Annotated in this window: 13 protein-coding genes and 1 pseudogene; 2 read left to right on the top strand and 12 right to left on the bottom strand. The window is 45.9% G+C overall.

The window, feature by feature from the left end:
- Positions 1–144: 144 nt before the first annotated feature.
- From NXS07_RS02650 to NXS07_RS02635, 4 genes are all read right to left on the bottom strand, one after another.
- Positions 145–414, bottom strand: coding sequence for a YqjK-like family protein (locus NXS07_RS02650; RefSeq protein ID WP_038205709.1), 270 nt, complete (start codon positions 412–414; stop codon positions 145–147).
- Entirely contained in the window at positions 407–808 is a 402-nt protein-coding gene (locus NXS07_RS02645; RefSeq protein WP_258086119.1) for a phage holin family protein, read from the bottom strand. Before NXS07_RS02645 ends, NXS07_RS02650 begins: the two co-directional genes overlap by 8 nt.
- A gap of 1 nt (position 809) precedes the next feature.
- Entirely contained in the window at positions 810–1,115 is a 306-nt protein-coding gene (locus NXS07_RS02640; RefSeq protein WP_038195529.1) for an ElaB/YgaM/YqjD family protein, read from the bottom strand.
- Between the two features lie 267 nt (positions 1,116–1,382).
- Positions 1,383–2,051, bottom strand: coding sequence for a DedA family protein (locus tag NXS07_RS02635; protein ID WP_038195531.1), 669 nt, complete (start codon positions 2,049–2,051; stop codon positions 1,383–1,385).
- A 687-nt stretch (positions 2,052–2,738) separates the two neighbouring features.
- Here NXS07_RS02635 and sstT point away from each other — a divergent pair.
- The gene (gene sstT / locus NXS07_RS02630; RefSeq protein WP_038215153.1) at positions 2,739–3,983 is read left to right on the top strand and encodes a serine/threonine transporter SstT; all 1,245 of its coding nucleotides are present in this window, start codon (positions 2,739–2,741) and stop codon (positions 3,981–3,983) included.
- An 83-nt stretch (positions 3,984–4,066) separates the two neighbouring features.
- On the opposite strand, the gene NXS07_RS02625 is transcribed toward sstT, so the two are convergent.
- Positions 4,067–6,088, bottom strand: a complete 2,022-nt coding sequence (locus NXS07_RS02625; RefSeq protein ID WP_038215155.1) for an oxidoreductase — start codon at positions 6,086–6,088, stop codon at positions 4,067–4,069.
- 247 nt (positions 6,089–6,335) lie between these two features.
- Here NXS07_RS02625 and NXS07_RS02620 point away from each other — a divergent pair.
- A pseudogene (locus NXS07_RS02620) lies at positions 6,336–6,572 on the top strand (GNAT family N-acetyltransferase); the annotation flags it as partial.
- A gap of 32 nt (positions 6,573–6,604) precedes the next feature.
- Here NXS07_RS02620 and NXS07_RS02615 read toward each other — a convergent pair.
- The 7 genes from NXS07_RS02615 to NXS07_RS02585 form a co-directional block, all read right to left on the bottom strand.
- Positions 6,605–7,546, bottom strand: coding sequence for a VirK/YbjX family protein (locus NXS07_RS02615; RefSeq protein ID WP_258086118.1), 942 nt, complete (start codon positions 7,544–7,546; stop codon positions 6,605–6,607).
- A 390-nt stretch (positions 7,547–7,936) separates the two neighbouring features.
- Positions 7,937–8,371 carry an acetyltransferase gene (locus NXS07_RS02610; RefSeq protein WP_038194466.1) on the bottom strand — a complete coding sequence of 145 codons (435 nt, stop codon included), beginning with the start codon at positions 8,369–8,371 and terminating at the stop codon, positions 7,937–7,939.
- A gap of 170 nt (positions 8,372–8,541) precedes the next feature.
- The gene (locus NXS07_RS02605) at positions 8,542–9,693 is read right to left on the bottom strand and encodes an MFS transporter (RefSeq protein ID WP_038194467.1); all 1,152 of its coding nucleotides are present in this window, start codon (positions 9,691–9,693) and stop codon (positions 8,542–8,544) included.
- A gap of 334 nt (positions 9,694–10,027) precedes the next feature.
- On the bottom strand, positions 10,028–11,257 hold the full coding sequence (locus tag NXS07_RS02600) for a beta-ketoacyl-ACP synthase (RefSeq protein ID WP_258086117.1): 1,230 nt from the start codon (positions 11,255–11,257) through the stop codon (positions 10,028–10,030).
- Positions 11,254–11,985: a 3-ketoacyl-ACP reductase FabG2 gene (locus NXS07_RS02595; protein WP_258086141.1), complete on the bottom strand. Its 732-nt coding sequence runs from the start codon at positions 11,983–11,985 to the stop codon at positions 11,254–11,256. The genes NXS07_RS02600 and NXS07_RS02595 overlap by 4 nt, the downstream gene beginning before the upstream one ends.
- Positions 11,982–12,458, bottom strand: a complete 477-nt coding sequence (locus NXS07_RS02590) for a hotdog family protein (RefSeq protein ID WP_038205730.1) — start codon at positions 12,456–12,458, stop codon at positions 11,982–11,984. Before NXS07_RS02590 ends, NXS07_RS02595 begins: the two co-directional genes overlap by 4 nt.
- Positions 12,458–13,627: a beta-ketoacyl-[acyl-carrier-protein] synthase family protein gene (locus NXS07_RS02585; protein ID WP_258086116.1), complete on the bottom strand. Its 1,170-nt coding sequence runs from the start codon at positions 13,625–13,627 to the stop codon at positions 12,458–12,460. Before NXS07_RS02585 ends, NXS07_RS02590 begins: the two co-directional genes overlap by 1 nt.

Here is a 13,627-nt window from a genome sequence, read left to right as displayed (position 1 = left end):
TAATGAGGCCTGACCCCATGTAAATGGCTATTAATAGCCCCGTTGGTTCTCAAACCCCTACTTGAGAGAAACTATCCAAATACTACATCGGCATATAACCTTGTCGTTGCTGGCTCATGCGTAAGTTGTTCCCACCTATGTCTATTACCCCCTAATAAATCCCAAGAGGCTAACCATACGGCGTGACCAGCGATAAAACTTCATGGGATGGCATATGCCATAGATCAGTGCGATACCCGAGCCAATGGCGACATAAGGCTTGAAGGCAAGCAGGGTCTGCCAGCCTCTGTCATAAGCCTGAATGATATCAAGCCAGTGTTGGGTACACTCTGAAAGTGATTGCCGTTGCTGCTGTATTTCCAGTAATAACTGTTGTTTTCGCCATTCTCGCTGCTGTCGCTGTGACTTATTCATGATGGTCATCCTCCAGCATTTTGCGATCTATTTTTAGCTGTTCACGGGTTGAATTGAAAAAATTCAGCTTTCTGGTTTTCCTGATCGTCCATAATGCACTAAACACGGCGAGAATCAGCAAAATTCCTGCGGTAATGGCCATTGCCGTTGCCCGATAAACAGGATCGATGACCCAGAATATCAATATTAACAGGCACATCAGGCCAAAGGTCGCAAATAATAGCGTGAACCCAATCAGCAGCAGCAACTGTACCAGCGTGGCCGTATTTTCTTCCAACTCAACGGCTATGAGTCGGATACGGGTTTCAACCATGCCAACAACAATCGCTGCCACTCGCTGTAAAGTATCAAATATCCCTTTGCCAGGGCCTTGTGAACGGGGTGGTTGGGTCATCTCAGCGTTTTGCCAGTAAAATACCCAACACGGCACCAACTGCCGCACCGATTCCTATACTTGTCCACGGATTATCACGGACGTAATTATCTGTACGGCCTGCAATTTCTTTTGTTTGATCGACCAACTTATCGCTGACGTCACTGAGTGTGACTCGCGCATCTTTCAACGTTTTTTCTGCTTTACTGCGTAGTTTTTCCAATTCAGCCTTGGATTTGTCACTGGAACTATTGAGAACTTCTTCCAGCGTATCCGCAAGGGATTGCAATTCAGTACGTAAATCTTCAGAGTTTTTCTTCTGCGGCATATTATGCTCCTGAAATGTACGATGGATGAATTTCTAACATAGTCGCTTTTATAAAGAGTTTAAAGTACGGATGTCAAAAATCATCCTGCTCTTCCTGAGATTAATCTTAAATTCTGTTTGACGGCTAGCTATTGGATAAAGGAATAGGAAGGTCAGTTGAGAAGGAAATTTGCCGGAGGTTCAATACCCTGTGGTATGTTTTGGCTCGATACCACAGGGAAAAGCCAGCCTTTGTATTGGCAGGAGAAAAATTTTCACGACAGGATATTACTGAGGGGGATGGTTAGCGCGTTTCTTACGCCAGATGACCGTCAGGCTGCCAATTAAGCCAATGAGTAGCAAACCCAGTGGTAACAGAACGAGAAAATTCATCACATATTCTTCGTATTGACGGAAAAGAGGACTTTTGCCAAGAGCATAACCTAAAGTAGTTAATATGATGACCCACAGGAACCCACTTAACCAATTGAAAATCTGGAAACGTCCGTTTTTCAGCCCGGCAATCCCTGCCAGTGTTGGCAGCAGGGTTCTGACAAAGGCAAGGAAACGACCGATCAGCAGTGCGGATAAACCGTGGCGGTGGAACAGATTGTGCGCGCGTTGGTAATAGTGAGTGGGAAGATGTGACAGCCAGCCTTGAACCAATTTGGTATTACCAAGCCACCGTCCCTGAAGATAACCCACCCAGCAACCAAGGCTTGCTCCGGCGGTGAGAATGAATATCGTCGCGGGGAAGCTCATGGCATCTTTTGCGATCAAAACGCCAACTAATATCAACAGGCTATCGCCCGGTAAAAAAGCCGCAGGCAATATCCCATTTTCCAGAAACAGGATCGTAAATAGCAGGATGTAGATTGCCCATACGAATGATGGGTTAGCCAGTGTTTCATAATCTTGGTGCCAAAGTGCATAAATTAGGTCTGTTACAATTTCCATCAAATGTTCCTAAAACGCGGATTAAGGATTACATCTTACTTTTATGGTGCATTTCTGGTGCATTTCTGTTGGGTACTTTGAAAATACAAAATATTAAGTACCGATTGTCATAAAATACCCTTGAGCTTCTTGCAAGATGGCATAAGAACTAACAGGGACACTCTAACAAAATCAGCAGTAGCGAAACAGGAAATTTTGGTGACCAATTGAACATTCATTCAAATGTAAAAGTAAATTCTTCGACATATATCAATTGATTAATTATTGGGTGAAGTTTTCCCAAAACAGCATGATTTAACTATTTATCATGTGGACTGCTTGAATTTATGTTTTTTATCAGCCAAACAGACCTTGTCGTGTCATTTGATGACGAAAAGTAACCCATTAATAATATTGGAGACAGTACAGATTCTCATCGTTGTTGTTAAAATGATGATTCAATATAATTTATTGAATAAAAAGAGTAATTACTGTTTTTTTATTATGCTTCACACCACACCGTTGTAGGGTTGTAATCAGAATATTGCCATTCCGATCACACAAATGTAAGCAATTTGTTATCAAACATTGTGTTGTCTGTATATTTCAATTAATTATTCGTTTTAGTTTTTTTCATTTCCCTATACCGGGGAAGCAAACACAAAAACAACAGGCTCATTGAGCCAAAAAATACCAAATGGGTGGGCTATGGAAAAACAACAAAAAGGCTTTGTGCAGTATATTGTACAGGGAAGTCTTGTCACTCAAATTATTATTGGATTAATTGCAGGGATATTATTGGCATGGCTGTTACCTTCTGCGGCTCAGTCGGCTGATTTGCTTGGCTCTCTCTTCGTGAGTGCTCTGAAGGCTGTTGCCCCTGTGTTGGTGTGGATATTGGTGATGTCCTCGATTGCAAACCATAAAAAAGGACAAAAAACCAGTATTCGCCCGATCTTGCTCCTTTACCTGATTGGAACATTCGGTGCAGCGGTCGTGGCGGTTATCGGCAGTACGTTGTTTCCGTCAACGCTGATACTGGTGACTAATGATGCCAAAATTTCACCGCCAGACAATATCGTTGAAGTCATGAGGGGGATTTTGCTCAACGTCGCTGTTAATCCGATTGATGCAATATTAAAAGGCAATTATGTTGGCATTCTGGCATGGTCAATTGGTTTAGGTATTGCTTTACGTCATGCCAAGGAATCGACCAAATCTTTGGTGCAGGATCTGGCTGAAGCCGTCACACAGGTTGTGCGTGTTGTTATTCGTCTAGCACCCATCGGGATCTTCGGTCTGGTGGCTTCAACTATTGCCACAACCGGCTTCGAAGCACTGCTTGGCTATGCTCGACTGCTGGCCGTTCTGCTTGGCTGTATGATTATCGTTGCCTTAGTGGTCAATCCGCTGATTGTTTACTGGACAATCCGCCGCAACCCTTATCCGTTGGTTTTTGCCTGCCTGCGTGAAAGTGGTGTGACAGCATTCTTTACCCGCAGCTCTGCGGCTAACATTCCCGTTAATATGGCAATGTGTCGCCGCATGAAACTGAATGAGGATACCTATTCAGTTTCTATCCCATTGGGGGCAACCATCAATATGGCGGGTGCAGCGGTGACGATTACGGTGCTGACGCTGGCGGCAGTCAATACACTGGACATGACGGTTGGCCTGCCAACTGCGATTTTGCTGAGTGTGGTTGCTGTGATTGGTGCGTGTGGATCATCGGGAGTAGCGGGTGGCTCTTTGCTGTTGATCCCACTGGCGTGCAGCATATTCGGTATTTCCAATGAAATCGCCATGCAAGTTGTTGCGGTCGGTTTCATTATCGGTGTGTTGCAGGATTCTGCTGAAACTGGCCTGAATTCTTCCACTGACGTGTTGTTTACCGCTGCGGCTTGTCAGGCAGAAGATGCCCGTCTTAATGCGGATCAGTTAGCTCAGCGTTGATGATTGTCTGAAATAAAAACGGTGGTAATCAGCGGATAGCTTTTTATCACCGTTTCTACATTTAAGGTCTAAAACTTGCGCAGTTAAATCTTAAACGCCAATCTGGCTCCCTGATCAATTGCTCTGCGGGCATCCAGCTCTACCGCGACGTCGGCACCGCCAATCACATGCACATTTTTCCCCATCGTTTGCAGTGGTTGATAAAGATCTTTCAATGGCTCCTGCCCTGCGCAGATAATCACATTGTCCACTTCGAGACATTGTTGTTCACCGTTGCGACTGATATGCAGCCCCTGATCATCAATCTTCAGGTACTGTACGCTGTTCAGCATCGTGATGCCCCGCATCAACAGGCTGGCGCGGTGAACCCACCCGGTGGTTTTCCCCAAACCTTCGCCGACTTTCGAATCCTTACGTTGCAGCAGATAAATTTTTCGTGGGGAGCGTTCCATTTGTGCGCCTTCCGGCTGTAATCCACCACGATGGGAAAGTGTTTGATCGATGCCCCACTCTTGGCTAAACGCGTGGCTACTCAGGCTGCTGCTTTGTCCATTTTGGCTCAGGTATTCTGCCGTATCGAAGCCAATACCCCCTGCACCGATAATGGCGACACGTGGCCCTACATTGCGTTTATGTTTCAGTACATCAAGGTAAGTCAGCACTTTTTCATGGTTGATGCCATCAATATCTGGCGTCCGTGGGATGATGCCTGTGGCAATGATGATCTCATCAAACGACGCAAGCTGATCGGCTGTTGCGGTATGGTTGAGCTTTACCTCAACACCGTTCAATGCCAATTGGCGATCAAAATAGCGCAGCGTTTCGTAGAATTCTTCTTTGCCGGGGATCTGTTTGGCGATATTAAATTGCCCACCAATCTTATTGTCACGTTCAAATAGCGTGACATGATGCCCTTGGCTGGCAGCAGTGACAGCAAAGGACAACCCCGCTGGGCCGGCGCCAATCACTGCGATGGTTTTAGGCGCTTTTACTGGCTCTGCAATGAATTCAGTTTCATGGCAGGCGCGTGGATTGACCAGGCACGACGTCAACTTCCCGACAAATATTCTGTCCAGGCAGGCTTGGTTGCAGCCAATACACGTGTTGATTTCATCGGCACGGTCTTGCTCGGCTTTTAAAACAAATTCGGCGTCAGCGAGGAAAGGGCGTGCCATGGAAACCATATCGGCACAGCCTTCACTCAGTGTCTGTTCAGCTACATGGGGATCATTGATACGATTGGTGGTAATCAACGGAATGCTGACTTTTCCCATCAATTTTTGAGTTACCCAACTAAAGCCGGCTCTCGGCACCATTGTTGCGATGGTTGGAATGCGCGCTTCATGCCAGCCGATGCCCGTATTGATGATGGAAGCGCCAGCTTTTTCAATTTCCTTCGCCAGTTGTTCGATCTCTTGCCAGTCAGAGCCTTCTTCCACTAAATCCAGCATGGAGAGACGATAGATAATAATAAAGTGCTCTCCTGTGATGGCACGGGCAGCTTTAACAATTTCCACGGCAAAACGCATACGATTTTCGAAGTTTCCCCCCCACTTATCCTGTCGGTGATTAGTACGGGCGACCAGAAACTGATTGATGAGATAGCCCTCTGAACCCATGATTTCGACACCATCATATCCGGCCTGTTGTGCGAGCTGGGCGCAACGTGCAAAATCCCCGATCGTCTGCTGGATATCTTCCTCAGACATTTCACGGGGCTTAAAAGGATTAATTGGTGCTTGAATGGCAGAAGGAGCGACAAGATTTTTCTGGTAGCTGTAACGTCCGGTATGCAGGATTTGCAGGGCTATCTTCCCGCCCGCCTGATGTACGGCATCCGTGATGACTTGATGATGAGGTAGGGTATCTTCATTATTCAGAATACTTGCACCGGCTGTAACAACACCCTGTTCGTTTGGGGCGATGCCGCCGGTTACAATCAATGCTACACCGCCAGCCGCACGTTCTGCATAGAACTGCGCCAGTCGTCGGGCACCATCGGGATGTTCTTCAAGCCCTGTATGCATTGAACCCATCAAAACACGGTTTTTCAGGGTGGTAAAGCCCAAATCCAGCGGGGCCAGCAGGTGAGGGTAATTGCTCATTGCATTCTCCAACAAATATTTGGTGACTTAAAAGTATTATTGTTTTCAGTATGACTAAGTGGTCGGATGAGATTGGGATCAAATTTAGACGGTTCCAGCCTGATTGGAACCGTTTTGTTAAGCGATTGTGACAAGTATCAAGAAATGATGTGCCAGTGGAAACCGTTCTTCAAATTCTGGAATTTAACGTGAGTGTATTTGAGAATAGTTCAGCGTTTCTTTTATGCCGATGATATTTGAATCTTTCATGGAATATGCGTTTGAACAACTTGGCGGTGTTGCCGTGGAATTTCGTACCCATTTTCTGAATCACCAGAGCCGCGGAGCTATCGAGCGTCTGGGGGCAAAACGGGATGGTATTCTGCGCAGTCACTTGCGTGCAAGGGATGGCTCAATAAGAGACACTTGTGTATACAGCATGTTTGCCAGCGAGTGGCCTGCCATTAAAACTCATCTTTTATGGCTAATGGCAAAGCCACGCTAAACACGCGATCAAGTATCCCTTCTTGATGATAATTAATCAGTAAGGGCTACTTTGATATGGTTATCCAGCTCGTCCAGTAGTTGGTAACGGCGGCGATATTCAGCGCGTTTCTTGCTGGCGATCTCTTCCAGGGATTTCCTTTCTATGGCTGATGGCAGATGGAAATCATTATTTTCCTTCCTGATACCATTCAGGGATTCCCAGAAGGCGTTATAATCGGCCACCATCTTATCTTTCTTTTTATGCCAATAGCGGATACTGCGATAAATATGTGTCTCATTGCTGACCGCCAAGATCTGCTCACAATTCGCATGAGAGGCAAAACGGCAGATAGCTTCAATCAATAAACGCTTAGGAAATAATCCATAACATTCTTTGGTGGCATGGCGGATAATATCCAGAGAATTATCCATTTTAGCCGGGCCTTGCAATACACCAATGAATAATGTTTGCTTACCCTTAATCGTCAATAAAGTGAATGCGCATTTCGCCAGAACGACATTTTCTGCTGTGGTAATATATAACGAAAGCTCACCTTCTTTATTCAGATTATCCAATGAATCAATATATATCATGAATGATTCATTTTTACCCTGAACTGTTGCCAGCAAATAAGCATGAGTATCAAATATTTTGTTGATAATAGCCGGCTCTAATTGTTCAAATAATATCTGGTAATGTTCATTAAGTGCACAAACAATCTGTTTACGCTTGAAATTGATGCTCAAATATGGGCGATGCAATTTGCAGGGCAAACTGGGTTGCTTTTTTAAAATATCCTTATAAAGCGGGGTATTAGCAATTTTATTCAAAAGCTTAAGTGTAGAAATAGGCGTAAAAATGCTACGCAGAGCGAATTTAGTTCGATAACTGGAAGAATGCCAGTATTCACCGGGGGTAACACGCTTTCCGACAAGATCAGTAAACAGCTTCATACCTGAAGAAGCAGGTTGTGGTTGTTGTAGATAATTCATTAGGATTAAACTCAATAACTAAAAACTTTACCGAGTATATCATTGATTCATTCAATGGTATTAAAACGTTTATAAATCATTTAATTTCTTTAAATTTCTTTATTTAATGTTTTTTATGCAGGTATTCGTTGATTAGTCTTATTATTTAGTGTTATTAAAGAGAAATTTATTAGTATTAATGGTTAATCTAAATAAGATTGCATTAATATATTCATAGTAATTATGAATTATTTATTTTATATTTTTTATAAATAAGATGTAATTGTTAATATATTTAAGTAAAATTGTAATTTGTTATCCTGAATAGCCCAGTTTGCTGTTTAACATTCTGGGCTATCAATGAATGGCTTATTCTTGTTTGTCTAAAATGGAAATGAATATCGGCTGAATTTACGCGAGTTTCATGTGCAATAGTGGAAATGGATTCCCTTGCCCATCGACTTCTGAGCGAGCAAAAACCTGAAACCCCATATGCTTATAGAAGCCAACACCTTGTTCATTCTGTTCGTTCACATCCAGTTCGTTGATCTGCAATTCAGTCATTGCAAACGCCAGCAGCATCTTGCCGATCCCTTTACCTCGTGCCTGTGGTGAAATAAATAGCATTTCTACTCGCTGTTGATCGACTGCCACAAATCCTTCGATGATATGTTGGTCATTTACAGCCTTATAGATGATTAAATTGGGTAAGTAATCATTCAAGATAAGGGGACGTAGCTCTTCAATTATAGTTTCAGGCAGAAAATCATGGGTAGCACGCACAGAGGCTTCCCAAATCTGGATAAGAATCGCGAAATCCGTTTCGGTGGCTTGCTTTATATACATCAATTATCTCCGCATATTTCACAGTTATTCGATGTCAGATTGTGTGTTTTCACGGCTATCCTAGAATTAAAAATGATTCAGTACAATCGATTTAACAGAAAGTAATAGGAACTCATGTGTAAAAAAAACGCCGCAGAGTGCGGCGCTATCATTATGACTTGGTTTAGCCACTAGTTTGCCAAGATATGGTCTTTACGGCGCAGGCTCGCCAGTAGCATATAAATAGCAGCGGCCAGTAAGACAATGAAAAAGAAATTCATTAATCCATTGTGCTGCAACATAAAATTCCCTGCGCTCAGGGGGCCAATGGCGGAGCCGATACTGTAACTTAACAGCATCACTTGAGTTGCAGCCACAATACAAGATGAATCCAGTTTATCGCAGGCAAGCGTGATGGCGATCGGATAGAGTGCAAAAGAGGACATCCCCAGAAGCCCCAAGGCCACGATCATCACAATATAATTTTCAGAAAGGTAGGTCATTCCCATCGCAAATACACCGAGTAGTGAAACCATTGCCAGTAACAACGTTTTGCTCATTATGACAGACAGTTTACTGACAATGGGCTGAATCACCATTCCGCCTAAAATAGTCGCGGCCATTAATACGCCGACTTGTTCACCATCGAAGTGGCTTTGGCTTAATGATAAAGGCATCAGGCCGTAAATCGTACCCATGACAACCCCTGACGTGATACAACCGACTATCGCTGGCTTGCTGAATTGGACAATTTTTTTTAGCGATAAGCTCTGATGATGAAGAGCGGGAGGTTGCCCTTGACTTATAAGTAATGGCGGCAGGGTGGCCAACAATAGCAGAGCCAGCACCACCATGAAAGGCACTATACCCTGAGTCCCTATGAAGCCAATAGCTAGCTGACCCAGTGTTGTACCACCATAGAGTGAAGTCATGTAAAAACTCAGCCGTTTGGCTCTCTCTTTGGGACTGTCACCCATCAACAACCAAGATTCTACCACGACAAAAATCCCTGCAACGGCGATCCCCGCCACGCAGCGAATAACCAACCAGCTCTCTTTATTCGGAAAAAAAGGCAAGACTACAACCGTCGCGGCTAAAAGCAGCAAAAAACTAATAAATGAAAAGCGGTGGCCTATTTTGGCAATAACAGGTTCAATCATAATTGAGCCTATTAATAAACCCACGTAATAAGCACTGGCCAACCAGCTGGCATAACTCGTATCGATGCTGAAACTTGCCATCGATAAAGGAATTAAACTCATTAAGTAACCAGAAGCAATCGCAAATACCGTCAAGCCTGCGACAGGTACAAATGCACTGTCATTGTTGCGCAGCAGTTTCACTACTGTCGTCTCCACATAAAAAAATCAGCTGGATATGCGCTGCTTCTCATCAAGATTTTGCCGAATGGCGGTAACGATATATGCCAGGGATTGGGATATATCTTGGTGATTTAAGCAGTAGGTAAGTCGTTCAAGGACCTTGAGCGCTGCGGACTATAGCCCTTTACTCCTGAGAGATACAATGAGAAAAACTGATACTCATGAATGAAAAGATTCATGAAAGAGTGGGGGAAATCCCCAATCAATGTTGGGCTAAGCGAATACGAATTTTTTAAGCGGGAATACAAACGTATATTTAATGGCTTTAGCCTACAACTAAAGCCATTAATAAACATTAAGGCCAGCGTCGGAACACAATCGAGGTATTAATCCCACCGAAGGCAAAGTTATTGCTTTGGATAAATTCTGTCTGGATCTCACGGGATTGGTGCATGATGTAATCCAATTCGCCACAGGCGGGATCGATTTCATTGAGATTGATGGTTGGCGCGAACCAGCCTTCATTCATCATCTCAAGGCTCAACCAGGCTTCCAGTGCCCCACAAGCGCCCAATGTATGGCCGAAATAGCTTTTCAGTGAAGAGATAGGCGTATTGCGGCCGAAAACATTGGCAGCCGCCTGACTTTCCGCAACATCACCCCGATCGGTTGCTGTACCATGTGCGCTGATGTAGCCGATATCTGACGACTGCCGCCCAGCCGATTTCAGGGCCATTTCCATACATAGCTGCATGGTTTCCGATTTCGGTTGAGTAATGTGGGAAGCATCGCAGTTGGTAGCAAAACCGATAATTTCACCGTAAATTTTTGCCCCGCGCGCTTTGGCATGTTCCAGTTCTTCCAGGATCAATGTTCCTGCGCCTTCACCAATCACCAAACCATCACGGTGAGTATCAAACGGCGATGGGGTTGTTTTGGGGGCATCATTTTTCTGGCTGGTGGCAAACAGCGTATCAAATACAGCCGCTTCAGATGGACACAACTCTTCTGCTCCTCCGGCCACCATCACGGTCTGGTAGCCATGACGGATGGCTTCCCATGCATAACCAATGGCCTGACTACCAGACGTACAGGCACTTGAGGTTGGGATCACCCTGCCGCGCAGCCCGAAGAACAGCCCTGTATTGACGGCTGTCGTGTGCGGCATCATTTGGACATAGGTTGTGCCCGTGATGTTGTGCGTATGCTTTTCAGTCAGCATAGTGGCAAATTCGCTGACGGGCTTGGTACTGCCCGTGGAGGAACCATAGGCAATGCCGGTTTCACCATGGGTCAATATCGGATTATCCAACAGGCCAGCCCTCTCAATAGCCAATTCAGTGGCACGTGTTGACATAAGTGACACTCGCCCCATAGAGCGGATGCGCTTGCGGGTATAGTGATCTGGCAATGAAAAATCGGTGACAGGCGCGCCGAGCAGCGTATTCAGGCCATCATACTCAGACCAGGCTGACATGTGCTGAACCGCGTTTTTCCCCGCTTTCAGACCGGAAGATACAGATTGCCAGTTGTGCCCCAGAGCCGTAATGCCGCCCATACCTGTAATAACTACCCTGCGTGTCATAGCATACCTCCGTTGACTGAGATGACCTGACGGGTGACATAGCCTGCGATGTCTGACATCAGATAGCTGGCAAGGCCGGCAACTTCGTCAACGTGTCCCATGCGTTTCATCGGGATCAGGCTCATGGCTTCTTTCAACGCAGGTTCTTCCATTTGGATCATGTCCGTGTCAATCAGACCCGGAGCAATGCAGTTTACGGTGATTTTTCGTTTTGCCAGTTCAATGGCAAGCGCTTTGGTGGCACCGATAATCCCCGCCTTGGCTGCACTGTAATTGACCTGTCCACGGTTCCCCATCAAGCCGGAAACGGAAGATAACGTGATGATACGCCCCCCTTGACGCAGACCAATCATTGGCATCACGCAGGGATGAATGACATTGTAGAAACCATCCAGATTGGTATGGATAACGCTATCCCAATCACTGCCTTCCAAGGCAGGGAACGCGCCATCTTTAGCAATCCCCGCATTACAGATGATGCCGTAGTAAGCACCGTGCATTTCGATATCTTGCTCCAGCAATTCGCGGCTGGTGGTGCGATCTGAAATATCAAAACCCAAGGTGCGGCCATTGCCCCCATTTGCCTGAATCTGTTCCAGTGTTTTTGCTGCACCTGCGGCATCACGGTGATAATGAACGACGACAGTAAACCCGTTTGATGCCAGCTTACAAGCAATGGCCCTGCCGATCCCTTTGCTGGCACCGGTCACTAGAACTGAACGCATTATGCTACTCCATCCTGTTGAAATAATTTTTTAAGTTCTGTTTGGTCAGGTTGGTAGGTGTTCAGGCGTCCTGTCGCCAGAATTTCACCATTACCACTGATGTCACCTTCAAAACTGCCGAATTTTTCATCTTGCAGTAATAAATTCATGTGAATGTCCAACACTTGACCATTCGCGAAAAAGGGCGTCTGGCAACGTATAGCACGGCCACCCAGCAACATGCCCAAAGCTGAGTCTTCTTCTTTCCTTGCATGGCGATGCCAGCCAGACCAGACGCCGATAGTTTGTGCCATGATTTCAATGGCAAACCATCCCGGCAGATGACCTTCTGCATTGAGAAAGGGTGACAGGACGCCGTTTTTGCTGACGGTGACCTGACAATGAACACTGTCGCTGGAAACGCTGATAACATTTTCCAGCAATATCATGGGCGCTTCGTGAGGAATGTAACGATCGACCGATAAATAGTCAGACATTATGCGGCTCCCAGTATCAGGCTGGTATTGTTTCCGCCAAAGGCGAAGGAATTGGACATCACGATGGGTTTTGCCAATGCTTGTGGCTGACTCAACAGGCCGCAGGCTGGCAGTGATTTATCTCTCTCTGAGCGGGAAAAATCCTGTGCTGGCAGAGGTAACTCACGAGTCAGCAAGATCCAGCAAAGCGCCGCTTCACAGGCACCCGCGGCTCCCAAAGTATGACCGGTTAGATGTTTGGTCGAGCTGCATGGCGTGTTTTCACCGAAAAGCTGGTTAATCACCAGTGATTCCATCTGGTCGTTCAATTTTGTTCCTGTGCCATGCAGGTTGATGTAACCGATGTCCTGCGGGGATAGTTTGGCATTATTCAATGCCATGTTGATGGCATCAATGGCTCCTTTCCCTTCGGGATGTGGTGCGGACATATGCCATGCATCACTGGATTCTCCCACACCGAGCAGGGCAACGGGCTGAGGCGCTTTGGTCAACAACAGCAGCGTTGAGGCTTCTCCGATGGTAATGCCCTGACGGTTTTCACAAAATGGCGCACACTGGGTACGGGAAAGTGATTCGAGGCTATTGAAGCCATTGATTGGCATACGGCTGAGTGTGTCGGCGCCCCCCACAATGGCAACATCTACCAAGCCCATTTCAATCAGTCGCTGACCACTGATAATGGCGCGAGAGCTGGATGAACAGGCCGTAGAAATGGTGAAAGCAGGGCCTTCAATATTAAGGTAGCTGGCAAGGAAACGGGAAGGATCACCCAGTTCCTGCTGGTAATAGTGATAATTTGCATCAGGCAGTTGTTTGATTCCACGGCTGACGTGCTTGTCACCTTCATCAAGGCCAGACGTACTCGTTCCCATGATAACGGCAATGCGATCCCGCCCGTGGAAAGCAATGGCCGTCTCTACCTGAGGTTTTATCTGCATCAGGGCCGCCAGCAGTAACTGATTGTTGCGGCTATTGTGCATGAACAACGGTTCAGGAATGATCGGCAATTCGACTTCCTCAATCCCGCCCAGAAAGCAGTTTTCATCGGGTTGCAACCAGTCCGACCGCGCATACATCCCGGGCGATTTTCCGAGCACCAGATTCTGGGCAATGTCGTCTGCATTATTACCCAAGGCATTGAGCATACCCACGGCAGCAATATAAATCAT

Origin of the sequence: Xenorhabdus bovienii, from assembly GCF_024721015.1 — a bacterium.
GTDB lineage: Bacteria > Pseudomonadota > Gammaproteobacteria > Enterobacterales > Enterobacteriaceae > Xenorhabdus > Xenorhabdus bovienii.
Note: the sequence above shows the minus strand (reverse complement) of the source record. Positions and strands in the feature narration are given on the sequence as shown.